Here is a 23,638-nt window from a genome sequence, read left to right as displayed (position 1 = left end):
GGGGGAGCGGGAGCGCCTCGGGGCGCCTCCGGGCCGACGGATGCACCGCTCGGCGCCCTCGCCACCGCCGCGGCCCTGCGCTCCGGCGAGCTCGATCCCGTCTCCCTCGCCGAGACCGCGCTCGATCGCGCCCGCACCGTCGGCGCCGAGGTCGGGGCCTTCGCCCACGTCCTCGAGGAGCTCACCCTCGCCCAGGCCCGCGAGGCGGGGGAGCACCTGGAAGCGGCCCGCACCGACGGCGCCCTCGAGGAGCTCTCCCGCAGCCACCCCTTGCTCGGGGTGCCGATGCCGATCAAGGACCTCACCCAGCTCGCCGACGCCCCCTTCGAGGCCGGCAGCGCGGCGCTGCGCGGGAACATCGCCACGCGCACCGACGGGGTCGCGCAGCGTCTGCTCGACGGCGGCACCCTCACCGTCGGCAAGACCACGACCCCCGAGTTCGGGATGCCCTGCTACACCGAGCCCGCCACCGGCGCGCCGGCCCGCACCCCCTGGGACCTGCGCCGCACCGCCGGAGGCTCCAGCGGCGGCGCCGCCGCCGCGGTCGCCAGCGGCATCGTGCCGATCGCCCACGGCTCCGACGGCGGCGGTTCGGTGCGGATCCCCGCTGCCTGCTGCGGGATCGTGGGGCTGAAGCCGTCCCGTGGTCTCGTCTCGCCCGGACCGTACGGCGGCGAGGGGATGGGGCTGGTCACCGACGGGGTCCTCGCCCGTGAGGTGCGCGACCTCGCGGCGGGCCTCGACCTGATCGCCGGGCCCCGGCCCGGCGACTTCATGCCGGCCCCCGCCCACGAGGGGAGCTATCTCGCACAGCTCGAGCAGGGCGCGGCGCCGCAGGGGCTGCGCATCGGCGTGCTGCGCGAGCCGCTGGCCGCGGACACCGAGGTGCACCCGGCCGCGCTCGCCGGCCTCGAGCGGGCCGTGCGCCTGCTGGAGGAGCTCGGGCACAGCACGCAGGAGATCCCCGCCCCGTTCACCCCGGAGCAGTGGACCGCCTTCATGCCGCTGTGGACCGTCGGCGCGGCGAGCATCCCCCTCGGGCCCGCGCAGGAGGGTCAGCTGCTGGAGCTGACCCGCTGGCTGCGCGAACAGGGCAGCGCATACACGGGCGTCGACCTCGCCGCCGCGTTCAGCGGGGTGCAGGCCCTCGCCCGCGGCACCCTCGAGGACCTCGCGCCCTTCGACGTGGTGCTCACCCCGTCCCTCGCGGCCCCGCCCGCATTCCCGGAGACGCTCCAGCTCGCCGACGGCGCCGAGGACTTCGCCGCCCAGTGCGCCTTCACCCCGTGGACCAGCACCTGGAACATGCTCGGCACCGCCGCGCTCTCGGTGCCGCTGCACCGCGAGGCGGTGGACGGTGTGGAGCTGCCCTTCGGCGTCCAGCTCGGCGCCACGCGCCCCGGCGACGAGCCGCTCCTGCTCGCCCTCGCCGCCCAGCTCGAGGCGCACGATCCGTGGCCGCTAGTGCGGACGCTGCAGTCCGCATGAGCGGCGGGGGAGCGGGTCAGGCCTCCGGGGCCGGGGCCTCGTCGGGCCCCACGTCGGTGCGTCTGGACGTGTGGCTGTGGAGCGCGCGGCTGATGCCCACGCGCTCGGCTGCGACGGCCTCCTGCCGCGGCGGCCATGTGCGCCGCAACGGCGAGCCGGTCAAGGCCGCCCAGCGTATCTCCGTCGGCGACGAGCTGCGGGTGCGCTCCCCGGGCCGGGAGAAGATCGTGGTCGTCACGAAGATCCTCACCAAGCGCGTCGGCGCCCCCATCGCACGCGAGGCCTACGAGGACCACAGCCCGGAGCCGGTCCCGCAGCTCGTCGCGGCGCCGCCCCGCCGCGAGCGGGGCACCGGCCGGCCCACGAAGCGCGAGAGGCGCCAGTTCGAGCGCCTGCGCGGCCGCGACCACCACCCCTGGAGCGAGGACGGGCGCTGACCTGTGGTCCTTCACGGCACAGGCCCCGCCCCCGGTGATCGGGGGCGGGGCCTGTGCATGAGGGCTGTGCCCTGTTCGTGTCGGCGCTGCTCAGCGGGCGTGGGAGAGCAGCTCCTGGCGGTTGCTGGTCAGGCGCTGCAGGAGGTTCCGCTCGATCTGGACGACCTTCGGGTTCGCGCCGTCGGCCAGGAGGCGCTGACGGATCGAGGCGAGGTCCGCGCTCTCGCGGATGAACCTCTTCATCACGGGCTTCGCGCCGATCTGGGCGGCCCAGCGCTTGCCCTCGCGGCCTCCCTTCCAGGTCGCGAGCATGTCGACCTCCTCGTGGGTCAGCCAGCCCTGGTTCGCGTAGTCGCCCAGGCGCACGCGGGTCAGCCGGGATTCGTCCCAGATCAGAGCGATGATGACCAGCAGGAAGATGAAGGAGACGACCATCTTGGTCCCGTACATCAGGACCGTCATCGCCATCCCGCCGCCGAGGCCCGCGGTGAAGTTCCAGGCGGCGTGCAGCAGCATGCCCGGGATCAGCGCGGGGATGAACACCAGGAGGCCCATGATCGTGCCCCACTTCCGGGTCACGAAGCCGACGATGACGCCGGTGCAGGCGGTGTAGATGGCGTGGCCGAAGATGTTCAGCACGCCGCGCATGATGAACAGGATGAGCACGCCGGCGCCGCCGGCTTCCTCGAGGATCCGGGTGTAGTAGATGATGTTCTCGGTGAAGGCGAACCCGCCGCCGATCAGAGAGCCGTAGATCAGCCCGTCCAGCGGCCCGTTGAAGTAGCGGCGCGCCAGCAGCATCAGCACGAGCAGGCCCGCGCCCTTGGTCGTCTCCTCCACCAGCGGCGCGCTGATCACCGGGCCTGCGAAGCTCATGGCCGCCTCACTGCCGGTGACCATGTAGACCAGCAGGCTGTTGAGGGAGTTGATCCAGTAGCTGCCGAAGGCGGCGATCGCCGCGCCCCAGAACACTGCGATGAGCAGCAGCGGGAAGGGCTGCGGGTCCCACCTGTCGGCCAGGAACATCACCAGCGCGATCACCAGCAGCGAGATCCCGGCGAGGAATGCGGTCACCGGCCACCACACCGGGCTCGAGCTCGCGGTGAGCACGAACTCGAGGAAGAAGTAGCCCAGCACCAGCAGCAGGGCGAATCCGAGCACGATCGCCGAGATCCACACCAGGATGCTCACCGCGGGAAGCTGCGTGGGGTTCTGCGAGACCTCCTGCACCCGACGGGTCTGGGTGGACCAGGCCGACTGCGGCTGAGCCTGGTCGGGACGCTGGATCTGTGCCGGGGCGAAGCGCGCGGCGGTGAGCCCAGAGGCCGGACGCACCGAGGTGTCGTAGGCCCGGGGATTGCCGTAGTCGATGTAGCGCGGCTGCTGCTGGAAGGACGGGGCCCCGGGCGCGGATTGGGTCGCTCCCGGCCGCGGGCGACCGTTGGGCATGTACTGGCCGCCCTGCGGCGGGTACGGGGGCTGGGACATGGAGGCCTCGGTCTCTGGAGGAGGTGCGGGGATGCAGGCGGGGCCGACGCCCCCGTCGGCGTCGGTTCCCCTGGACGGACGGTGCGCGGCTCCGGGTCGATGCTACAGGGGAGGTTCGCCGGGCACCGGGGGGCCGGAGCGCCTGTGGACGGACCCGTCGCCCGCGCAGCTCGAGATCGGCAAGGTTGAGCGGAATAGACTCAACCCTGTCGACGTTGACCCCAACGAGCAGGGATGATCGTCCCGAGACCACCGCCCGGAAGGGCCCGCACAGCAGAAGGAGCACCGTGGAGTTCAAGTTCACCACCCGCTCGCAGGAGGCCGTCACCGCGGCAGCGGAGAAGGCCGTCGAGCTCGGCAACCCCCAGATCAGCTCGATGCACCTGCTGTGGGCGCTCGCCGGGCAGGTCGACGGGATCGCCCGTGCCGCGCTCGAGGCCGTCGGCGTCGATCCCCTGGACGTGATCCGCCGCGCGGAGCAGGCGATCGACTCCCTGCCCCGCGTCTCCGGCGGGGGCGCGGAGTCCTCGCCCACCTTCGTCGGCACCGGCTACGACGCCCTCGAGGCAGCGCGCCACGAGGCCGACGCCGCCCACCGCACCTACCTGTCCACCGAGCATCTGCTGATCGGCATCGCACTCGGCAAGGACGCGGCCTCGAGGCTGCTCAGCAGCGTCGGCGCCACCCCACGAGCTCTCCGCGATACCGTCCGCACACTCACCCCAGGAGATGACCGCATGAATCAGATGGACTCCCAGAACCCCGAGGGCACCTTCCAGAGCCTCGAGAAGTTCGGCATCGACCTCACCGAGCAGGCCCGCGAGGGACGCCTCGACCCGGTGATCGGACGCGACGCCGAGATCCGCCGCGTCGTGCAGGTGCTCAGCCGCCGCACGAAGAACAACCCCGTCCTGATCGGCGAGCCCGGCGTGGGCAAGACTGCCGTGGTCGAGGGTCTCGCCCAGCGCATCGTCGCCGGCGACGTCCCCGACTCCCTGCGCGGCAAGCGCCTGATCTCCCTGGACCTCTCCTCGATGGTCGCCGGCTCCAAGTACCGCGGCGAGTTCGAGGAGCGGATGAAGGCGGTCCTGGAAGAGATCCGCACCAGCAACGGCCAGATCATCACCTTCATCGACGAGCTGCACACCGTGGTCGGCGCGGGCGGCTCCGGCGACGGCTCGATGGACGCCGGCAACATGCTCAAGCCCATGCTCGCCCGCGGCGAGCTGCGCATGGTCGGCGCGACCACGCTGGACGAGTACCGCGAGAACATCGAGAAGGACCCCGCGCTCGAGCGCCGCTTCCAGCAGGTGCTGGTGGGGGAGCCGAGCGTCGAGGACACCGTGACGATCCTGCGCGGTCTGAAGGACAAGTACGAGGCGCACCACAAGGTCACCATCACCGACTCCGCACTGGTCGCCGCGGCCTCCCTCTCCGACCGGTTCATCGCCGGGCGCCAGCTGCCGGACAAGGCGATCGACCTGGTGGACGAGGCCGCCTCGCGCCAGCGCATGGAGCTGGACTCCTCCCCCGAGGAGCTGGACATCCTGCGGCGCCAGGTGGACCGGCTGAAGATGGAGGAGCTCGCGCTCGCCGGGAGCGACGACCCGGGCTCGCTGGCCCGCCTGGACTCCGTCCGCTCCCAGCTCGCCGACCGCACCGAGGCGATGCAGGAGCTCTCCGCCCGCTGGGAGCGCGAGAAGGCCGGGCTGAACCTGGTCGGCGATCTCAAGGCGCAGCTCGAGCAGCTGCGGATGCAGGCCGACCGAGCGCAGCGCGAGGGCGACCTCACTGCGGCCTCGAAGATCCTCTACGGCGACATCCCCTCGCTCAAGCAGCAGCTGCGCGAGGCCGAGGAGCAGGAGGGCCGCGCAGAGGGCGAGGACGAGCGGCCGATGGTCGCCGACCATGTCGGCCCCGATGACATCGCCGACGTGGTCGCCGCCTGGACGGGCATCCCCGCCGGGCGTCTGATGCAGGGGGAGACGGAGAAGCTGCTGCAGATGGAGCAGCTGATCGGCAAACGGCTGATCGGGCAGGAGCGTGCGGTCTCCGAGGTCTCCGACGCGGTGCGACGGGCCCGGGCCGGGATCTCCGACCCGAACCGTCCCACCGGCTCGTTCCTGTTCCTGGGTCCGACGGGCGTGGGCAAGACCGAGCTGGCCAAGGCGCTGGCCGAGTTCCTCTTCGACGACGAGCGGGCGATGATCCGCATCGACATGTCGGAGTACTCCGAGAAGCACACCGTCGCACGGCTGGTCGGAGCGCCCCCGGGCTATGTCGGCTACGACGAGGGCGGCCAGCTCACCGAGGCGGTGCGGCGACGCCCCTACTCGGTGGTGCTGCTGGACGAGATCGAGAAGGCGCACCCTGACGTGTTCGACGTGCTGCTGCAGGTGCTCGACGACGGCCGGCTCACAGACGGACAGGGCCGGACCGTGGACTTCCGCTCCACGATCCTGATCCTCACCTCGAATCTCGGCGCCCATGCTCTGCAGGATCCGGCGCTGACCGAGCAGGAGAAGCACGACCGTGTGATGCAGGTGGTGCGCGCCTCCTTCAAGCCCGAGTTCCTCAACCGGCTCGACGACATCGTGCTGTTCGACGCGCTCTCCCCCGAGCAGCTCGGCCGCATCGTCACCCTGCAGATCCAGGAGGTCGCGGAGCGTCTGGCCGAACGGCGCATCGAGCTGCAGGTCGACGAGTCGGCCACGCGCTGGCTCGCCGAGGAGGGCTTCGACCCGATGTACGGGGCGCGGCCGCTCAAGCGCCTGGTCCAGAAGGAGATCGGGGACGGCCTCGCTCGTCTCATCCTGCGCGGTCAGGTGCAGGACGGCCAGACGGTCACGGTGACCACTGCGGCCGACGGCGACGGGCTCGTGCTCGGCATTGCGGAGGAGCTGGAGCGCCCCGCGGACGAGGCGGACGAGGAGCGACCGTCCGACTGAGCGGGCTTGCAGCCGGCCACGCCGGACAGACGCCGCCGCCCCTCCCTCAGGACTGGGCCGCACGGCTCAGCCCTGAGGGTCCCAGGGCATCGGCGCGTAGCGACGTCGTGCGTCGTACCAGGTCTCCCCGTCGGTGAGGGTCGCGCGGAAGTCCGTGAGGCCCTCGACGTCCTCCCGGACCGTGGCCTCGGCGCTCTCCAGAGCGGCAGCCGCCTCCGGGCTGATCCCGCGGACCGCGTCGGCCCCCTCGCCGAGGAGATCCGCGCCCGTCTCCGCATAGGCCGGGATCGGCGTGATCGTGAGGAGGTCCGCGGAGTTCTCTGCGCTGCGGTACAATCCGCGCTCGCCGGCGCGCGCGGTCGCGGCGAGGTCGCCCTCGCCGAGGGCGGCGGTCACCTCGGAACCGGTCTGGAGGACGTTCGCCCAGCTCCGATCGAGGACTCCCGCCAGCTGGCCGGCGGTGGAGCCCTCGCCCAGGACCGGTTCGGTCACGGTGTGGGGAACTCGCGCGACGCGGGCCAGGGGCTCGAAGACGGTGCCGCCGGCCGCCTCGTCGAGGCGATCGTTGAGGTGCCCGAGCTCTTCGTGCAGTCCGAGCGCGGTCTGGATCTGACCGGCGACCGGGACGGAGCCGAGGGCGAGCTCACGGTCGCCGCGCGCCTCGGCGACGATCTCCGGATCCAGTGCGAACTGCTCACCCTCGGGCAGCGGCCCCGACACTGCGGGCGGCGGAGGGGACGGCATGAAGGGCCCGCCGATCCACGGACCCCAGCCACCGGACGGAGTCGGCAGCGATGGCAGCGGGGAAGTCGGGTCTGCCGGGGCCATCGGCCCTGCGACCCACGGGCCCCAGCCACCGGGCGGCGTCGGCAGGCCGCGGAGGCCCGGGGCGGGATCGAGCGGATCCGCGGGCGCCATCGGGCCGCCGATCCACCGACCGGGATCCTCGAAGATCCCCTCGCCGCCCCCGTCCCCGGGGAGCTCGGCCCGCACCGCGGCTCCGGGGTCGAGCTCCGAGGCCCGCTCCTGCTCCCAGGCATGGCGTCTCAGCTCCAGCGCCTTCGCGCGCAGGTCGGCGCCGGCGGCGAGGCCGTGCTCGGCCATCGTCGCGGTGCGGTGACGGTGGGCGTCGGCGTCCGGACCGGTCCAGTCGACCGACTCGGCGGCCTCGCGCAGCAGCTCGATCAGCTGGATCAGGCGCAGCGCGCCCTCGCGCACCCGCTCGGCCAGGTCGTCCAGGGTCTCGGTGTCGCATCCGCAGAAGGTGTCCATGGCGCGAGGCTAGGGATCGCTCGGTCCGTGCCGCCCGGGGCCGGGCCTCGATGTGGACGATGGCCGGATGTGGAGGAACGGTCGCAGGCCCTCGGCCCGAATCCGAGTCCGAGCCCGAGCCCGACACGACCACGGCCGGACATGCGAGGGCCCCGCCGCTCCCGGGAGCGACGGGGCCGTCGGTCGCCCGGTCTCAGACCACGATGTTCACGATCTCAGCGATGCGCCTCTGACCAGCTGAAATGCTTGGTCGTGCGTCTCTCGTGCAGTAGTACCCATGAAAGTGCCCGCCCGGTGCGCGAACACCGGCGGGCGTGGGCAGTACCTGACGAGAGGCACCACCATGCGACACGATACCGACTCCACCCCCGAGGCTGCGATGCCGTGGCCGGACTCTCCCGCAGATGGCGAGGGTGTCCGCCCGATGGACTCCCCCGCGCAGCGGGTCGCTCTGGACGGCGGGCACGTCGACGTTGACGTGATCGACCAGCACGTCGAGACGACCGTCACCATCAACGGCAGGATCACTCTCGGGATCGCGCTGACCGCCGCGGAGGCGGCACGACTCGGGGAGGCTCTTACGAGCGCTGCACGGGCCGCGTACGCCGTGCAGGCCGCGCAGATCGACCTCGAGGGCGTCGAAACGGTCACGGACCTGTACCGGACCGCGCAGGCGACCGGGCTCCCCGCCGCGGTACTGCTCGAGCAGGCGGCCCGATGAACGGGCTCACGTGGTACGCGGTGAACAACGCCGTGACCCTCGAGGATCTACCGGATCTCGAAGTGCTCGGGATCCGCGTGCAGGCGCGATCCACGCGCCCCATGACCGTGCAGCGCGATCCCGGGACGGGCAGGCTGCTCGCCGCCGTCGGCACTGTGCGCGCTTACCGGGACGGCACGATCACTCTTACCCCGCGATGGGACTGCCCGGACAGCGGCGTGCTCGTTCTCGCACGGACCGGGCTGGACTGCGCAGAACGGGACCTTCACCGTCGCGACGCATGGTGCTACTACCGGGCATCGAAGCGGACTCCGGTCGGGTACTGGTCGGCGAGGATCAGCGTCGCCGTGCCGGAGGGGCGGTCTGTGCTCTCAGCGCACGCCGCTGCCCTCGAGCCCGTCGCCGCTACCACCGGACCGCAGGCACTCCACACCATCGCCTGAGAGCCCTACGCCGCCCGCGACGGGGTACGCCTGCCTACTCCATCGCGGACGGTCTAGGGCGGCTCAGGCCGTCCCCGCGTGCTCTCTCTACGTCTCCACGCGGCCCCGTGCACAGGGGCAGAACAGATGACGACCGGTCGAGTAGGACCCTCACGAACCGCGCAGACCGGGCGCGGCGTAGCTCACCGAGCATGGGCACGATGAACGGCTCAGGCGCTCCGCTCCCGCGGGGGGCCTAGTAGTCGTCCGTGCAGTCGGATCGGGGGTCCAGGGCGGCGGGCAAACCATGGGGAAGGGGCAAGCTTCTGGGGGCCGTAGGCTCCGATGGCAGTGGTCGGCGCAGCCGGGGGAACAGCTCTACAGCGCTCCGAGACGGCGACGCAGCTCCGCGATCAGCTGCTCATCCGTGAAGTCCTCAGGCAGCACCGGGGACGGCGGCGACCCTGCCTCCTCGAAGGACAAGAGGCCGACGGCGACCATCAGCCCCAACAGTGGAACGCCGTAGTGCTGCGCCAGGCTCCGCAACGCGTCGATGCTCGGGACCCACTCGCCCTTACCCCAGCGGGAGACTGTCGACTGGGCGATGCCAGCTGCCTGTGCGAGCTCCGACTGTGACCGGTCGCCGAGCACGAGGCGGAGACGGGAGACGTAGTTGATGCCGCTCGGGTCCATGGCCGGATCCTACGGGGCAACCCTCGGGGCCCCAGATCGGCGTCGGGTCGAAGGTGGGCTCGGCGGGGGCGGCAGGTGATGCATCTGCATCACGTGTCCCGAGGGCACGGACGACGGTTGCCTGGTTCGCTCCGACGACCGGCGCGACGGCCCTGGTGCACATGCCCTGCTCGGCGAGGCGTCTTCGGTTCTCGGGCAAAGTCAAAGCCCGGGCCGTGTGATCGACGCTTTCGCGTTACAGGGACGGTTCCCGGGCGTTGGCTCTAGTGTAGCCACATGACCACGCCAGCTCAAAGTCCGGCCCCGAGACCTGGACCACGGACGACGGCCACGTCACGACCCTTCGCGGATCACCTAACAGACGCACGGCTCGCACCGTACCTGTCGGAATGTGGCGACGATACTTCGAAGGCTCTGGCACTCTACGAGTGGAACCAAGTTCTCGGAGCGGCATTCTTGAAAGACCTCGGCCATGTCGAAGTCGCGATGAGGAACGCGCTCGACGCCCGCATGGTTGCCACATGGGAGCGGAAAGGCTGGGGCCATGAATGGCTCGACGATGACGACGGCAGGCTGGGGCGCAGCGAAGACGGGGCCCACTCTCAGCCATACCGATCGATCAGCGAGGCAAGAGAGCGCGTAGAGAGGAGCCGGCGCGAGGTTACCCGCGACCAAATCATCTCCGAGACCAGCTTCGGCCTTTGGGCTCAGCTCGTCTCGAATTCCCACAAGGCTCTATGGCCGGACTTGGCCTCGGCGTTCCCGTTTGCGCCGAACCGCGACCAGGCGGCGGTGGCTGGACCGGTCGGCAAGCTTCGCACATTCAGAAATCGGGTAGCGCACCACCAGAAGCTCTACAACAAGCGACCAGAAGATCATCACGCACAACTGCTCAAGCTTGCAGGCTTCATCGACCCCAGCGTCAAGGCGTGGATCCTCGATCACAGCTACGTGGGACTGGTCATGCAGCGCAAGCCGTAGCGCCGCCCGTGCCGGGATACGAGCGCGACAGCAGCATCAACAACGCTGCGCACAGCAGCACGGACCACCACATCAGCCATGCTTCACAGCCTGAGGCGCCCCCAGGATGAGACCTCCGAAGCGTTGCGACCGTCGGACCGGCGGGGAGGGGGATTGACTTCTGTACGGTTCCCCAAGATTGCTGTTCTGACCTGATTCGGCCCCGCCGAACCGGAACGTTTTCAGGTCTGTGAACTCTGCCGGACCTCCCCGGCGGTCGCCCGTTGAGGTGGGTTCGGGGTCACCCCCACCCGCCTGACCTGCGGAAACGTTGAGCGGCCCGTCCTGTTGGTGGATCGGGCCGCTCGTCATGCTTCGCATGCTCGTCATGCTTCGCATGCTCGTCGTGCTTCGCATGCTCGTCGTGTCTGTTCTTTGTTGTTGGTCAGACGTTCGCAGCGGTGAGCTGTTCGCGTGTCGGCATCGGCTTTCCGCCGATGCTGCTGGGATCACGCTTCGCGGTGTGTGCTCGCGAGTGCGATGCAGCGCGCTTCCTGACTTCTGCTGCGTCGGTGGCGAGTTTGAAGCTGATGCCTGGGAAGTCGCCGCGTGCCACGTCGAGGAGGGTGACGGCGAGAGACCCCTGGGCGGCGGCTCCGAGATGGACCAGGGGCGCGATCCGCTGCAGCTCGTCGTCGCTGTTGAGGTATCGCTGTCCTTCTGCGTCTCGGAGCTGCACTGTAGCTTCGGGAACGTCGAGCATCGGGATCAGCGGGACGAGGACGGCGGGGAAGTTCTGGCCGTGGTCGCGCTGGGAGTGGTGGATGAGGGCGATGGTGTAGAGGGTGTTGAGTGAGTCGCGTGCCTGCTGGTAGGCGGTGCCGGCGTTGGCCTCGAGGACCTTGGTGGGGTCGAGGGCGCCCGGTCCGTGAGGGAGGTCGTGGGCTACCTGGGTGAGGGTGTTCGCGGCCTGGGTGAAGGTGGGGGTGAGTCGCTTCGCGATGTTCTGCCGCTCCTGGGTGAGGGATGCGAGGAGTCGGGCATCGAGTGCTCGCATGAGCTGACCCTGCTGGAGCAGGGCGACGTGTGCTTCCCTGCGGGCCATGGTCTTCGCGTACTCGTCGAGCAGGTCGGTGTAGTTGTCCGCGGTGAGTCGTGCTGCGATCTGTTCGGCCTCGCTGCGGATGTTGGGCGGGGCGGTGTGTGCCTGAACGGCCTCAGCGATGGCGAGGGCGTCGAGCGTCTCTCGAGAGAGGTCTCGGTTACGGGTGGCCTTCGGGAGGAGGGCGAGGGCGTTCCGGAATCGGGTCACGATCTCGCGGGGGGGTGTTGCGGTTGAAGGGCTGTGCCGCGTTGACGGGGGTGGCGAAGATGCTCATGGTCAGTTCTCCTGGTCTAGGGGGTTGAACGGAGCGCTGGGCGCGTCGTCTAGGGGGTTGAAGGAGGCCGGGTATGCGGCGTCGATTGCTTCGGCGAAGGCGTCGACCTTCTCGGCACGGGTCGAGTGATCGCCTGCGACTCGCTGCTCGAGGGCGTCGATCATGTCTTGGAAGTCGTTGTTGCTGGTCACTTGTTGGCGTCCTGTATCTGGTCGGCGATGTCATTCGCGAGGGCGAGGGCTTCCTCGAGGGGGAGCCAGATGAAGTGCGGGCCGCGCTGTACGCGGATCCCCCGCTCTTTCTTGCCGCCGGCTTCGCGAGCCCACCAGGACTCGCGGGCGGTTGCGCGGCCTGGGGCGGTGTCGGTGCTGTAGTCGTAGGGCATCTGTCTGTCTTCCTTTCGTGGGAGTGACGGGGTGGGGGCGGGCTGTTTCGGGGGTGCTCGTGCTGTCGTGGTCGCGGTCATGCGGCTCCTGCCCATCGCTGTCGTTCGGCGGGGGTCATGCCGCCCCAGACGCCTTCCGGCTCGGGGGCGGTGACGGCGTAGAGCGCGCACTGCTTGAGGGCTCGGCAGTCGAAGCAGGCGCGGGCGGCGCGGCCCTGCTGGGCGGGGGTGCCGGTCCAGTCGTCGCGGTCCGCTCCCGTGCAGGGAGTGGGGCCGGTGGTGAGGATCTGCGAGTGGAGCTGCTGCCACGCATTACGAGCGTGGTCGGGGACTCCGAGAGCGGCGGGGGCGGGGCTCACCGGTCGGCCCCGTCGAGCTGGTCGGCGAGGTCGTGGAGATCGTCGGCGATCCGGCGGAGGTGCGCGCGGGGGATGAACACCCTGTGTGCGCCGACTAGTATCTGCGCTCCGTGCTGTTCGTCGCGCTGCCCGCGGTTCCATGCGTAAGGGCGGAGACGGGGGCGGTCCGGGGCGCTCATCGAGTCACCCCGAGCCGGTAGCCCTTGCTGCTGTGGCAGTGCGCGGCGCGGTAGCCGAGGACGGGCTGCTCGTGCTTGCCGGGGGCTGCCCATCCGTGGATGTGCTCGCGTCCGCAGTGGGGGCAGTGGACGGTGCAGGAGAGGCCCGCGTGTTCGTTCTCGTGGATCGAGGTGGGGGTGACGGCGGGGGCGTTGTTCAGTCTCACTTTGTGGACTCCCTTCCTGTGGTGCTGAATCGCTGTGACCTGGGATTTCGTTCTGGGGTGACGGGTGGTGATGGGTGTTTGCTAACTTTTCCTAGCTCTGCTCGCGTAGAAAGTTGTCGGAGACCCGTCACTACCCGTCACCCCCACCCCATTGGGGAGCTTCGGCAGGCAGTCCGATGCCGTCCCGGAGCTTCCCGAGCTTGGTCTTTCGGCCCTCGAATCCGAGGCGGTCAAGGTCCGCCGCGAACGCTTTTTCAGACCCCCGCGGGGTGCCGTCCGCTTCGGCCCATCGGGTCCATGCCGCGAACAGGTCTCGGGAGAGCGCGGAGTAGCCGGGGCCGGTGAGGCAGTGGTCCTGGGTGAACCGCTTCACCGGGTCGGAGTCCGTCTGGTAGCCGTCCGTGGCGCGCTGGACCGCGGCGGGCTCCCCCATACCGCCCTGGTCCTCGTAGTCGAACCATCCCTGCACTGCCCACGTCAGCACGGCGTCGGCGGCGAGGGTCAGCTGCTCAGGCAGGCGGGAGTCGCGCTGGCCCTCGGGGATCACCACGTCGAACGGGATGACGCGCACGCGTCGCCACACCGCGGGGTCGTTGCCCTTCACCTTCGGCAGGTGGTTGGTGACGTAGACCAGCTGGTGCGAGGGAGTCCACGTCACGGGGGCCTGGTAGAGGTGACGGGCGGTGATCTGGTCGCCGCCGGTGAGGCGCTTCATCAGGGCCGCGTCCAGTTGCTTCCCGTCCTCGGTCTCGGAACCGATCACCAGGCGGGCCCCGAACAGCTGCATCATCTCGGGACCGCCGCTGCCGCGCTCATGAGCCATCAGCAGGGACGGGTCGATGATCGTCGCGTAGTCGCCCATCGCGTGCGCTATCGCCCCGTAGGCGGTGCCCTTCCCGTTGGCACCCGTTCCGGTGAGCACGGGGAACAGGTGCTCACGCACCGCCCCGAACACCGCCTGCCCGATCACGCGCTGTAGATAGGCCCGCTCGGCAGGATCGGGGAGGATCGCGGCGAGGAAGTCAGACCAGGTACGGGCGTCGGCCTCGGGAGCATAGGCACCGGTGCACACCCGCGTGTTCCTGTCGGCGGGGTCGTGCGGGCGCAGCTGCCGGGTACGGAGGTCTAGCGTTCCGTTGGCGACGTTCAGCAGGTACGGGTCGGCGTCCAGTTCGTCCGTGCCGGCACGCAGCGCGGGCAGTGCCGAGGCGATGGACAGCACTCCCGCGATCCCGTTCGCGGACTCGCACCGGCGAACGTCGGTCCGCAGGTCGTGGTCGGTCAGGGAGTCGGCGAGGGCTCGGCGCAGCACCTCAAGGACTGCTGTGGTCGCCTGGTCCTTCTCGTCAACCGCCCATCGGGCACCGTCCCAGACGTGCCAGCCGAGGCCGCGCACGTACATCAGACGACCGCTGTACTCGGCGGCGAGCCGGTACGCGATCCGTGCCTGTCCCCGATGCCGCTCACCGGGGCTGGACGGGTCAGGGTGACCGCACTGTGCCCGCGGCGCGGAGCAGGGGTCGCACCATGCCGGAGTGTCCTGGGTGTAGGTGGGAGTCACAGCGGCACCACCTCGTCTCGGAGGCGCTTCGCGGTCGCGTGCAGCTGGTCGGCGATCCCGTCGAGGACGGGCACGAGGTTCTCCGCTTCGGCGATGGCTCGTCCAGGTGAGTCGATCCGGTCCTCGCTCGGGGCGTGCGCGGCGGCGGCTTGTGCTGCCCGCTGCCCGATCTGCTCGAGGGACCGCAGGGCGGCGCGCAGGATGATGAGGAACATGTACGTGACGCCGAGGTCTCCCCCGATCACGTCGTCTCCGATGTCGTGCAGCAGCCGCTCGAACTCCACCCGGTGCTCGTCACGGATCAGGCCGTGATCGACCGCGGACTGAGTGATCGAGGCGCGGGTGTGCGGGCGTCCGGCGCGGAGGTTCCGGTCTGTGGCGCGGACGATGGTCTCGAGCGCGGCGGAGGTGAAGTCGCTGGGGCGCAGCGCGGCGATGGTCTCCCGAGCGGTCGAGGGCGGGGTCGAGAGGATCCCGACGACGACGCACCGCTCTTCCCAGTCGAGGCCGGCGGGGTCGAGGCGGCACGGCAGGTTCAGCTCGGCGATGGTGGGTGCGCTCATCGTGCGCCCCCGTCCTCGGGACCGTGGAGCTCGCGGCCGACGGTGTACGGCACGACGCGGTGCAGCTCGAGGGTCGCCGCGGATCCCCGCTCCTGTGCCCTGCGGACCGCTTTCTCAGCAGCGGGGAGGGAGAGGAACGTGCGCCGCATGAGCCGGTCTGAGGGGGTCTTCACGATGAGCAGGTACAGGGGCCGGGATTCGGCGATCTGCGCTGCCGTCAGGTGCGGGATCGGGGCCGGTCCGGTAGACTCGGAGCCGTTCATGTTGGCCCTGAGATGGGTGCTGTGGGAAGTCGCTCCGGTTCCTCCGCCGGGGCGATTTTCCTTTGTGGGGCTCATCGGCGACCCCCTACAGCAGCGGTGGGGATCGGGGTCAGCAGAGCCTCGAGCTCGCGCAGATCAACGCGGATCGCTCGGGTGCCGATGCGGTAGCCGGTGAGGTCACCGCGGGAGATGTAGTTGCGGACGGTGCGGTCCGTGACGGAGAGGTACTCGGCGGCGTCGCCGATGGTGACGTACCTGGTCCGTGGGGTTGTCGCGAGGGACATGGAAAGAGCCTCCGGGCGTGTTCCATCGCCCCGTGTGAGCGGGGTGTGGGAACAGGCCGAGAGGCTCTGCTATCGCATCGATCTGCGACTCGAGACAGATTCTAACAGGGTTACGAACCGACCGGGAACAGTGTGGAACCTGTCGTGTTCATCGTGTCGCGGTCACGGCACGGCGCAGCAGGGCGAGGCTGACCTCTCTGGTCCCGTGCTCGATGAACGCCTCGAGAGCGGGGCGAAGACGTGCCGATGAGACGGAGAGCGAGGCGCCGCACCGACACGGCCAGTTGTACGTGATGGACGCGCTGCGGACTGCCGCCGGAGCGGAGGATTCCTCCGGGACGCCGAGGGGGTGGAGATCGTGCATCTGGTCGCCGATGCGATCGATCACCCGCCCGTCGTAGTGATAGCTGTGCTGCGGGCTGCGAGCGTTCCCCATGCCCGGATCGGCAGTGCGGACCGGTGCGCGGCGGCTCCGTTGTACTGGCACGTACTCCCAGTTGCCGAGGTCGTCGCGGGTGAACGTTGCGTGCCAGGTCCGTCCGTGCTTCTCGTGGAACGGGCTCGGATCCTCGCAATAGATCCGCACGGTCTCACTTGTCATCGTCGTCTCCGTTCTCGCGGGTGTTCGCGGCGGTGATTGCGGCTCCGAGGGCGTCGGCGATTCGCCGGTCTCGGTCGCGCACGGCGTGCTGGTAGCCCATCGCGGTCGCGGGGGAGGTGTGGCCGGCGCGGTCCATGAGCTCTCGCGTGGTCGCACCGGTCGCGGCGGCGAGGGTGAGGCCGGAGTGTCGGAGGTCGTGCGGGCGCAGATCCTCGAGGCCGGCGGCTCTTGCGGCGCGGCGGAACGTGGCCGCGAATGAGCTGTAGGAGAGCGGTTGATCCTTCGCGATGGGGGAGGGGAACAGGTGTCCTGCCGCGCCTGGTGCTGCGTGGTCGGAGAGCTGTGTGCGGATCATGTCGTCGAGCGTCTCGGGGTAATGCACCGTGCGGACGGATCGGGCGGTCTTCACGGGGCCGACTGCCTTCACGGTCTTGCCGCCGTTGCTCGCTGTCTCGCGGACGTGCAGTACGTGCTCTTTCAAGTCGACGCTGCGGCGGCGCAGGGCGAGTGCTTCGCCAGGTCTGAGGGCGCAGAATCCGCCCAGCAGGATCAACAGCCGGCGGTCGGCAGGGACGTGCTCGGCGAACGTCAGTAGCTCCTCAACGGTGAGGGCGCGGCCTTCACGCTTCACGGAGTAGGTGGACGCGCCGCGGATCCTCGCGGGGGACTCGGGGATCACTCCCTCTTCGACGGCGGCGCGGAGGATCTGGGCGAGGACTCGGTACGCGTTGGCGCGGGCGGCGGGCCGGTCCTGGGGGAGGCCGGCGTACCAGCGGCGGACCATCGCTGATGTGATCCGACCAATCGGGGTGGCACGGAACGTCGGCGCGACGGAGTGCTCATAGGTGTTGCGGTACGTGTAGCGGGAGCGGTCGCGGATCTGGTGCGTCGTCAGCCAGGACTCGGCGAACTCTCCGAACAACAGGCTGTTGTCTCGGGGCTTCCATGTGCCGGTTTCGAGGGCGGCGCGCTGGACGGAGAGCCAGGCGTCGGCGTCGGTCTTCGCGGTGAACGTCTCGGGTGCGTTGACGCGGTTGCCGTGGGGGTCGAGGTAGCTCGCCTGGTAGCGACCGGAGGGGAGCTTGCGGAGCGCGCCGAAGCTGCGGCGTGTGCGTCTTGTCTTTCCGGCCATGAGTCCCCCGTCCTGGTCGTGCAACTAACGTGCATGCACAGCGTGCCTAAGCGTACCGCTTGTTTCTATTGCATGCACCTGTTAGTGTCACGACCAGGCACGAGAGATGTGCAGGTCATGGCAGAGATTGCCTGAATCTCACACCACGATGTTCACGATCTTCGGGGCGCGGACGATCACCTTGCGCACCGTCTGCCCCTCGAGCAGCTCCTGGACCCGGTCCTCGGCCATGACGGCGGCCTCGAGGTCCTCGGCGGAGATCTCGGGGTCGACCTCGATCCGGTGACGGACCTTGCCCTTGACCTGGACCACGCAGGTGACCTGATCGGCCTTCAGCAGCTCAGGGTCCGCGACCGGGTACGCCACGCGGGAGATCCCGCCGGAGCGGCCCAGGCGCACCCACAGCTCCTCGGCCAGGTGCGGGGCGAGCGGCGCGACCATCAGCACCAGCGGCTCCACGGCCTCGCGCGGCACGGAGCCGGTGGAGGTGAGCTGCTTGGTGAGGTGGTTGACCAGCTCGATGAGCTTCGCGATGGCGGTGTTGAACTGCATCCGGTCCATGTCGCGGCCCACGCCGTCGATCGTCCGGTGCACGGCCTGCCTCGTGGGCAGGTCGGCCGGCTCGTCGGAGACGGTCAGCCTCCCGGTCTCCTCGTCGACCACGAGGCGCCACAGGCGCTGCAGGAAGCGCTGCGAGCCGACCACGGCGCGGGTCTCCCAGGGGCGGGAGAGGTCCAGCGGCCCCATCGACATCTCGTACACGCGCAGGGTGTCCGCGCCGTACTCGTCGTACATGTCGTCGGGCGCGACCGCGTTCTTCAGCGACTTGCCCATCTTCCCGTACTCCTGGGTGACCGGCTCGCCCTGGTAGGTGAAGGTGCCGTCGGCCTCCGCGACGACCTCCTCGGCCGGCACGTGCACGCCGCGGGAGTCCGTGTAGGCGTAGGCCTGGATGTAGCCCTGGTTGAACAGGCGGTGGAAGGGCTCCTGGCTGGTCACGTCGCCGCGGTCGAAGAGCACCTTGTGCCAGAACCGCGCGTACAGCAGGTGCAGCACCGCGTGCTCCACGCCGCCGACATAGAGGTCCACGCCGCCGACGCCGCCCTCCTCACGGGCGCCCAGCCAGTACTTCTCGTTCTCGGGCCGCACCAGGACCTCGTCCTCGGTGGGGTCGATGTAGCGCAGGTGGTACCAGGACGAGCCCGCCCACTGCGGCATCGTGTTGGTCTCGCGCAGGTAGGTCTTCGGCCCCTCGCCGAGGTCCAGCTCCACCTCGACCCAGTCCTCGGCGCGCGAGAGCGGGGTCTGAGGCTCGGTATCGGCGTCCATCGGGTCGAAGGTCTTCGGGGAGAAGTCCGCGACCTCCGGCAGGTCCACCGGCAGCATCGACTCCGGCAGCGCGATCGGGGTCTCGGGATCCGCGGGGTCGTAGACGATCGGGAAGGGCTCGCCCCAGTAGCGCTGCCGGGAGAACAGCCAGTCCCGGAGGCGGTAGGTGGTGCGGGCCCGGCCGAAGCCCTTCTCCTCGGCGTAGGCGGTGGCGCGCGCCTTCGCCTCGTCCTTGTCCAGGCCGTTCAGATCCAGCTCCGCGGAGGCGGAGTTGATCTTCTCGCCCTCGCCGGTCCAGGCCCCGCCCTCGAAGTCCTCCGGCGGGCGGACAGTGCGGATCACGGGCAGCTCGAAGCGGTCCGCGAACGCGAAGTCGCGCTCGTCCTCGGCGGGCACGGCCATGATCGCGCCGGTGCCGTATCCCATCAGCACGTAGTCGGCGGTGAACACGGGCAGCTCGCGGCCGTCCATGGGGTTGGTCGCGTACAGGCCGGTGAACACGCCGGTCTTCTCGCGGCCCTCCTCGGTGCGCTCGTCCTCGTCCAGCGAGGCGGTGCGCGCCTGGTAGGCGGCGACGGCCTCGCGGGGGCTCGCGGCGCCGCCGGTCCAGGCCTCGTGCGTGCCCTCGGGCCACGCCTCCGGCAGGGCGGAGACGTCCGTCAGCAGGGAGTGCTCGGGGGAGAGGACGCAGAAGGTCGCGCCGAACAGGGTGTCGGCGCGCGTGGTGAACACGTCGAAGCCGGCGTCCTCGTGGTCCGCGAGACCGGCGACGGGGAAGCTGATCTGGGCGCCGTGGCTGCGGCCGATCCAGTTGCGCTGCATGGAGCGGATCGACTCGGGCCAGTCCACCCGGTCCAGGTCGTCGATCAGGCGGTCGCCGTAGGCGGTGATGCGCATGTTCCACTGGCGCAGGCGCCGGGTGAAGACGGGGAAGTTGCCGCGCTCGGAGCGGCCCTCGGCAGTGACCTCCTCGTTGGCCAGCACCGTGCCGAGGCCGGGGCACCAGTTCACGGGCGTCTCGGAGATGTAGGCCAGGCGGAAGCCGTCGGCGAGCTGCGCGATCTCCGCGTCGGTGGCGCCGGGGACCTCGGCGGCGCTGCGGCCCTGCCAGGAGGCGGGGATCTCCAGGCCCTGGCGGCCCGCGAGGGCGAAGGGGTCGATCGTGCCGGCGCGCAGCTCCTCGCGCAGCTCGGCGATCGGCCGGGCGCGCCCGGTCACGCCGTCGGCGTTCGGTGCGTCCGGGTCGTACCAGGAGTCGAAGATGCGCAGGAAGATCCACTGCGTCCACTTCACGAACTCGGGGTCCGTGGTCGCGAGCGAGCGGCGCGCGTCGTGGGAGAGGCCCAGCCGGTGCAGCTGGCGGCGCATGTTCGCGACGTTCGCCTCGGTGGTGGTGCGCGGATGGGTGCCGGTCTGGACGGCGTACTGCTCGGCGGGCAGGCCGAAGGCGTCGTAGCCCATCGTGTACAGCACGTTCTTGCCGAGCATGCGCTGGTGGCGCGCGACCACGTCGGTCGCGATGTAGCCCAGCGGGTGGCCGACGTGCAGCCCCGACCCCGAGGGGTAGGGGAACATGTCCATGATGTACATCTTCTCGGACGAGGAGGTGGCGGCAGCGGTGGCCTCCTCGAGCGAGGGGGCGGTGCCGCGCAGCTCGCCGACGGGGTTGTCGGCGTGGAAGGTGCCCTCCTCGTCCCAGCGCTGCTGCCAGCGCAGCTCGATCTCGTCCGCCATCGCGGCCGTGTACCGGTGGGGTGCCTCGCTCATGGGTGGATCGTCCTCCGAAGGATCAGTGCGGCCGTGGCCGCCAGGCAGTGGGTCAGGAAGTGGGGTGATGGTCTCGTGACATGAAAAAACCCTCGCGCAGGCGAGGGGAGCCGCGTCGGTGCCTCGTCGTGGCCGGGCGCTCGCTCAGGAGCGCGACACGGTCGCGGGCCTTGTCCGACGCGGCTGCATAAGCAGCAGCCGTTCCGTCACCGGGCCATCCTAGCGCGCCGCTCTCCTGACCCCGGCGCTCTCAGACCTCGAGCACCGCGGAGATGAGCAGCAGCACGAGCACGGTGCCGATCGTGGTGATGAGCACCGTGTCGCGGGCGAGATTCTCCGAGGCGCGGTAGCGGGCGGCGGCGACGTACACGTTCTGCGCGGTGGGCAGCGCCGCCATGACGACGACCTCGTACAGATGGGCGCCCCGCATCCCCAGCAGCAGTCCGATCCCGAGCGCGATCAGAGGCATGGCGAGGAGCTTCGCACCGGAGGCGACGGCGATCAGCCCGCGATATCCGTCGTCCTTCGCGAGCGGGCGCGAGCCGTGCAGGGACAGCCCGTAGGCCAGCAGCATCGCCGGGATCGCCATGTCGGCCAGGGACTGGACCGGCTCGAGCACCACGCCCGGGACCTTCACCCCGATCAGCACGAGCACCAGCCCGATGGCCGAGGCGATGATGACGGGGTTCGCGACGATGCTGCGCAGCACCCCGGCCGCGCCCTGGGCGTCCTTCTCCGTGACCCGGTGCAGGACGAAGAGGTAGAGAGGCGTGTAGACCGCCTGCTGGAAGAGGATCACCGGCAGGGCGTGGGAGATGTCCCCGAGCACGTAGGCGGCGATCGGGAAGCCCATGTTCGCGCCGTTGACGACGGAGCCGCTGATCGCGGTGACCACCAGATCCGCGCCGCGCCGCTTCGTGAACAGGGCCACCCCGGCGATGAGCAGCGCGCCGGTGCCGAGCCCGGACAGCCCGGCCACCAGCATCGGCAGGGAGAACACGGAGCGGACGTCGGAGCCGAGCAGCCCCACCAGGACCAGCGCGGGGGAGGCGACGAAGAAGGTGGTGCGGTTCAGGACGTAGCGGCCGTGGGCGCCGAGCACGCCGGTGCGTCCCACCACCCAGCCCACGCCGATCATGGACCAGACGATGAAGAAGCCCGCGAGGACGCCGCTCACCGGGGAGGAAGGGGTGCGGAGGAGATCACCGCACCGATCCTATAGTGAGGGGCGGAAAGGGTCTTCCTGCGTTCGCGGGTCGGACGCCGGTCGACGGGGAGGGCGTGAACCCGTGCCCGACTCCGGGGCCGTGCGGACGGACGCCGCGGAGACGAAGGGTCAGCGGAGGCCGTGCGAGGTGCGGCCGTCGATCTGATCGGGCATGCCGGGGACGGGCTGCGCGCCGTCCTCGCCGATCGCGACGATGCGGTTGTCCTCGTCGACGTGGACCACGCGCGGCTGATGGGAGGCGACCTCGGCCGCGTCCAGCTGTCCGTAGGCCATGATGATCACGAGGTCGCCGGGGGAGACCAGATGCGCCGCGGCGCCGTTGATGCCGATCACTCCGCTGCCGCGCTCGCCCGCGATCACGTAGGTGGTCAGGCGGTGGCCGTTGGCGATGTCCACGATCGTGACCTGCTCGTGCTCGACGAGACCCGCGGCCTCGGTGAGGACGGGGTCGATCGTCACCGAGCCCACGTAGTGCAGGTCCGCCTGCGTGACCGTGGCCCGGTGGATCTTCGAGGTCATGAGAGTGCGCAACATCGCTCCCAGTATCCCATGAGTGCGAGATGCTGGATGATGGGAGTGCACGTCGTCGTCAGGAGGATCACCATGCCCAAGGCTCGCCGCCGCTCCGCCCATCTCTCGGAGCGGTTCGAGGACATGGCGCTGCCCGACGAGCTGCTCGGCGTCCTCGCCTCGCAGGGGCTCGAGCGCGCCTTCGAGATCCAGTCCGCGATCCTGCCCGACGCCCTCGCGGGCCGCGACGTGCTCGCCCGCGCGGAGACCGGCTCCGGCAAGACCCTCGCCTTCACCCTCGCGATGACCTCCCGCTTCCGCGGCCGCAAGGTGCATCGCCGTCGGCCGCTCGGCGTGGTGCTCGTGCCGACCCGCGAGCTCGCGGTGCAGGTCGTCGACACGATCCACCCCTTCGCCCGCGCGGTCGGGATCTCCGCCCAGCTGGTCTCCGGCGGCATGAACATCGAGAAGCAGGCCGACGCCGTGGCCCGCGGGGTCGGCATCGTGGTGGCGACCCCGGGGCGCCTGATCGACCTCGCCGAGCGGGGCGCGCTGCAGCTGGACCTGGTGGAGTCGACCGTGATCGACGAGGCCGACCACATGTCCGACCTCGGGTTCCTGCCCGATGTGCGCGACATCCTCGCCGCCGTCCCGATGGGCACCCAGAAGATGCTCTTCTCCGCGACGCTCGACGGGCAGGTCGAGGACATCGTCGACGCCTTCCTCGTCGACCCCATCAGCCACGAGACCACCCCGGTCACCGCGGCGGTGAAGACCATGGACCACACCGTCCTGGCGATCGCCCCGGCCGCGAAGCGCGCCGTGACCGCCCAGCTCGGCGCCCGCGAGGGACGCACCCTGATGTTCACCCGCACCCAGCTCGGCGCCGAGCGCGTCGCCCAGGAGCTCGTCGAGGTGGGGATCGGTGCCGCGGCCCTGCACGGCAACAAGCAGCAGGGGCTGCGCACGAACGTGCTGGCCGGGTTCCGCCAGGGCGCCTTCCCCGTGCTGGTCGCGACCGACGTCGCCGCTCGCGGCCTGCACATCGACGACGTGACGATGGTGGTGCACGTGGACCCCTCCGACGACGTCAAGGAGTACGTCCACCGATCCGGCCGCACCGCACGCGCCGGCGCCGCCGGCAGCGTGGTCACCCTCGCCCTGCCCCACCAGACCCGTCAGGCTCGTCGGATCCTGGGCGAGGCCGAGGTCGAGCCGCGCTGGGTGGAGGACGTCGAGGACGCCGAGCACCCCGTGCTCGAGGAGCTCGGCGGCCGCACCCCGGCCGGGGAGCCCGTCGAGGACCCCGCCCGCGTGAAGTACAAGGGCGCGCCCCGCAAGCTCGACCTCTCCCGCTCCCGCGGCGCCGACGAGCGCAAGGCCGAGGCGCGACGCACGAACGAGGAGCGCCGCGCCTCCTGGGAGGAGGAGCCGCCGCAGGACCGCCGCGGGGGACCGCGGCG

24 protein-coding genes are annotated in these 23,638 nt (G+C 70.3%); 7 read left to right on the top strand and 17 right to left on the bottom strand.

From position 1 onward, the window contains the following. On the top strand, positions 1–1,488 hold a 1,488-nt coding region (locus tag HMPREF3159_RS08025), incomplete at its 5' end, for an amidase (protein WP_371441702.1). Next, positions 1,485–1,925 (top strand): RNA-binding S4 domain-containing protein, encoded by a 441-nt coding sequence (locus HMPREF3159_RS08020; RefSeq protein ID WP_070500558.1) that lies wholly within the window; start codon positions 1,485–1,487, stop codon positions 1,923–1,925. The genes HMPREF3159_RS08025 and HMPREF3159_RS08020, both read left to right, overlap by 4 nt. Before the next feature lie 90 nt (positions 1,926–2,015). On the opposite strand, the gene HMPREF3159_RS08015 is transcribed toward HMPREF3159_RS08020, so the two are convergent. After that, positions 2,016–3,413, bottom strand: a complete 1,398-nt coding sequence (locus HMPREF3159_RS08015) for a PrsW family intramembrane metalloprotease (RefSeq protein WP_070500557.1) — start codon at positions 3,411–3,413, stop codon at positions 2,016–2,018. 287 nt (positions 3,414–3,700) lie between these two features. Here HMPREF3159_RS08015 and HMPREF3159_RS08010 point away from each other — a divergent pair, with 287 nt between their 5' ends. Further along, positions 3,701–6,361, top strand: coding sequence for an ATP-dependent Clp protease ATP-binding subunit (locus HMPREF3159_RS08010; protein WP_070500556.1), 2,661 nt, complete (start codon positions 3,701–3,703; stop codon positions 6,359–6,361). Between the two features lie 66 nt (positions 6,362–6,427). Here HMPREF3159_RS08010 and HMPREF3159_RS08005 read toward each other — a convergent pair whose 3' ends face one another. After that, the gene (locus HMPREF3159_RS08005) at positions 6,428–7,633 is read right to left on the bottom strand and encodes a hypothetical protein (protein WP_070500555.1); all 1,206 of its coding nucleotides are present in this window, start codon (positions 7,631–7,633) and stop codon (positions 6,428–6,430) included. 343 nt (positions 7,634–7,976) lie between these two features. On the opposite strand from HMPREF3159_RS08005, the gene HMPREF3159_RS08000 reads away from it, so the two are divergent. Together HMPREF3159_RS08000 and HMPREF3159_RS07995 are read left to right on the top strand one after the other, a co-directional pair. Then, positions 7,977–8,354, top strand: a complete 378-nt coding sequence (locus tag HMPREF3159_RS08000) for a hypothetical protein (RefSeq protein ID WP_070500554.1) — start codon at positions 7,977–7,979, stop codon at positions 8,352–8,354. Further along, the gene (locus HMPREF3159_RS07995) at positions 8,351–8,797 is read left to right on the top strand and encodes a hypothetical protein (protein WP_070500553.1); all 447 of its coding nucleotides are present in this window, start codon (positions 8,351–8,353) and stop codon (positions 8,795–8,797) included. Before HMPREF3159_RS08000 ends, HMPREF3159_RS07995 begins: the two co-directional genes overlap by 4 nt. Before the next feature lie 357 nt (positions 8,798–9,154). Here the strand turns inward: HMPREF3159_RS07995 and HMPREF3159_RS07990 are convergent, their stop codons facing one another. Beyond that, positions 9,155–9,469, bottom strand: coding sequence for a helix-turn-helix transcriptional regulator (locus HMPREF3159_RS07990; protein ID WP_070500552.1), 315 nt, complete (start codon positions 9,467–9,469; stop codon positions 9,155–9,157). Between the two features lie 276 nt (positions 9,470–9,745). Here HMPREF3159_RS07990 and HMPREF3159_RS07985 point away from each other — a divergent pair, with 276 nt between their 5' ends. Beyond that, positions 9,746–10,450, top strand: a complete 705-nt coding sequence (locus HMPREF3159_RS07985) for an Abi family protein (protein ID WP_083305867.1) — start codon at positions 9,746–9,748, stop codon at positions 10,448–10,450. Between the two features lie 424 nt (positions 10,451–10,874). Here the strand turns inward: HMPREF3159_RS07985 and HMPREF3159_RS07980 are convergent, their stop codons facing one another. From HMPREF3159_RS07980 to panD, 14 genes are all read right to left on the bottom strand, one after another. Beyond that, positions 10,875–11,741: a hypothetical protein gene (locus tag HMPREF3159_RS07980; RefSeq protein ID WP_070500551.1), complete on the bottom strand. Its 867-nt coding sequence runs from the start codon at positions 11,739–11,741 to the stop codon at positions 10,875–10,877. 69 nt (positions 11,742–11,810) lie between these two features. Then, on the bottom strand, positions 11,811–11,999 hold the full coding sequence (locus tag HMPREF3159_RS07975; protein WP_070500550.1) for a hypothetical protein: 189 nt from the start codon (positions 11,997–11,999) through the stop codon (positions 11,811–11,813). Further along, positions 11,996–12,193 carry a hypothetical protein gene (locus tag HMPREF3159_RS07970; RefSeq protein ID WP_070500549.1) on the bottom strand — a complete coding sequence of 66 codons (198 nt, stop codon included), beginning with the start codon at positions 12,191–12,193 and terminating at the stop codon, positions 11,996–11,998. Before HMPREF3159_RS07970 ends, HMPREF3159_RS07975 begins: the two co-directional genes overlap by 4 nt. A 77-nt stretch (positions 12,194–12,270) precedes the next feature. Further along, a complete protein-coding gene (locus tag HMPREF3159_RS16670) occupies positions 12,271–12,552 on the bottom strand; it encodes a WhiB family transcriptional regulator (RefSeq protein WP_083305866.1) in 282 nt (93 codons plus the stop codon). Between the two features lie 175 nt (positions 12,553–12,727). Beyond that, positions 12,728–12,937 (bottom strand): hypothetical protein, encoded by a 210-nt coding sequence (locus HMPREF3159_RS07965; RefSeq protein WP_070500548.1) that lies wholly within the window; start codon positions 12,935–12,937, stop codon positions 12,728–12,730. 130 nt (positions 12,938–13,067) lie between these two features. After that, entirely contained in the window at positions 13,068–14,498 is a 1,431-nt protein-coding gene (locus HMPREF3159_RS07960) for a DNA primase family protein (RefSeq protein WP_083305864.1), read from the bottom strand. Further along, positions 14,495–15,061 carry a hypothetical protein gene (locus HMPREF3159_RS07955; protein ID WP_070500547.1) on the bottom strand — a complete coding sequence of 189 codons (567 nt, stop codon included), beginning with the start codon at positions 15,059–15,061 and terminating at the stop codon, positions 14,495–14,497. The genes HMPREF3159_RS07960 and HMPREF3159_RS07955 overlap by 4 nt, the downstream gene beginning before the upstream one ends. Continuing rightward, the gene (locus HMPREF3159_RS07950) at positions 15,058–15,324 is read right to left on the bottom strand and encodes a hypothetical protein (protein WP_070500546.1); all 267 of its coding nucleotides are present in this window, start codon (positions 15,322–15,324) and stop codon (positions 15,058–15,060) included. The genes HMPREF3159_RS07955 and HMPREF3159_RS07950 overlap by 4 nt, the downstream gene beginning before the upstream one ends. 71 nt (positions 15,325–15,395) lie before the next feature. After that, a complete protein-coding gene (locus HMPREF3159_RS07945; RefSeq protein WP_070500545.1) occupies positions 15,396–15,608 on the bottom strand; it encodes a helix-turn-helix domain-containing protein in 213 nt (70 codons plus the stop codon). A gap of 148 nt (positions 15,609–15,756) precedes the next feature. Further along, the gene (locus HMPREF3159_RS07940; protein ID WP_070500544.1) at positions 15,757–16,209 is read right to left on the bottom strand and encodes a hypothetical protein; all 453 of its coding nucleotides are present in this window, start codon (positions 16,207–16,209) and stop codon (positions 15,757–15,759) included. Next, positions 16,199–17,341: a tyrosine-type recombinase/integrase gene (locus HMPREF3159_RS07935; RefSeq protein WP_070500543.1), complete on the bottom strand. Its 1,143-nt coding sequence runs from the start codon at positions 17,339–17,341 to the stop codon at positions 16,199–16,201. The genes HMPREF3159_RS07940 and HMPREF3159_RS07935 overlap by 11 nt, the downstream gene beginning before the upstream one ends. Positions 17,342–17,479: 138 nt before the next feature. Further along, the gene (gene leuS, locus HMPREF3159_RS07930) at positions 17,480–20,437 is read right to left on the bottom strand and encodes a leucine--tRNA ligase (RefSeq protein ID WP_070500542.1); all 2,958 of its coding nucleotides are present in this window, start codon (positions 20,435–20,437) and stop codon (positions 17,480–17,482) included. 250 nt (positions 20,438–20,687) lie between these two features. Further along, the gene (locus HMPREF3159_RS07925; RefSeq protein ID WP_010551015.1) at positions 20,688–21,614 is read right to left on the bottom strand and encodes an AEC family transporter; all 927 of its coding nucleotides are present in this window, start codon (positions 21,612–21,614) and stop codon (positions 20,688–20,690) included. 159 nt (positions 21,615–21,773) lie between these two features. Then, positions 21,774–22,199 carry an aspartate 1-decarboxylase gene (gene panD / locus HMPREF3159_RS07920; protein ID WP_070500541.1) on the bottom strand — a complete coding sequence of 142 codons (426 nt, stop codon included), beginning with the start codon at positions 22,197–22,199 and terminating at the stop codon, positions 21,774–21,776. A 69-nt stretch (positions 22,200–22,268) separates the two neighbouring features. Here panD and HMPREF3159_RS07915 point away from each other — a divergent pair. Next, on the top strand, positions 22,269–23,638 hold a 1,370-nt coding region (locus HMPREF3159_RS07915; protein WP_070500540.1), incomplete at its 3' end, for a DEAD/DEAH box helicase.

Origin of the sequence: Brachybacterium sp. HMSC06H03, from assembly GCF_001807385.1 — a bacterium.
In the GTDB taxonomy this organism is placed as follows: domain Bacteria; phylum Actinomycetota; class Actinomycetes; order Actinomycetales; family Dermabacteraceae; genus Brachybacterium; species Brachybacterium conglomeratum.
This window is presented reverse-complemented; position numbering and strand designations above follow the sequence as displayed.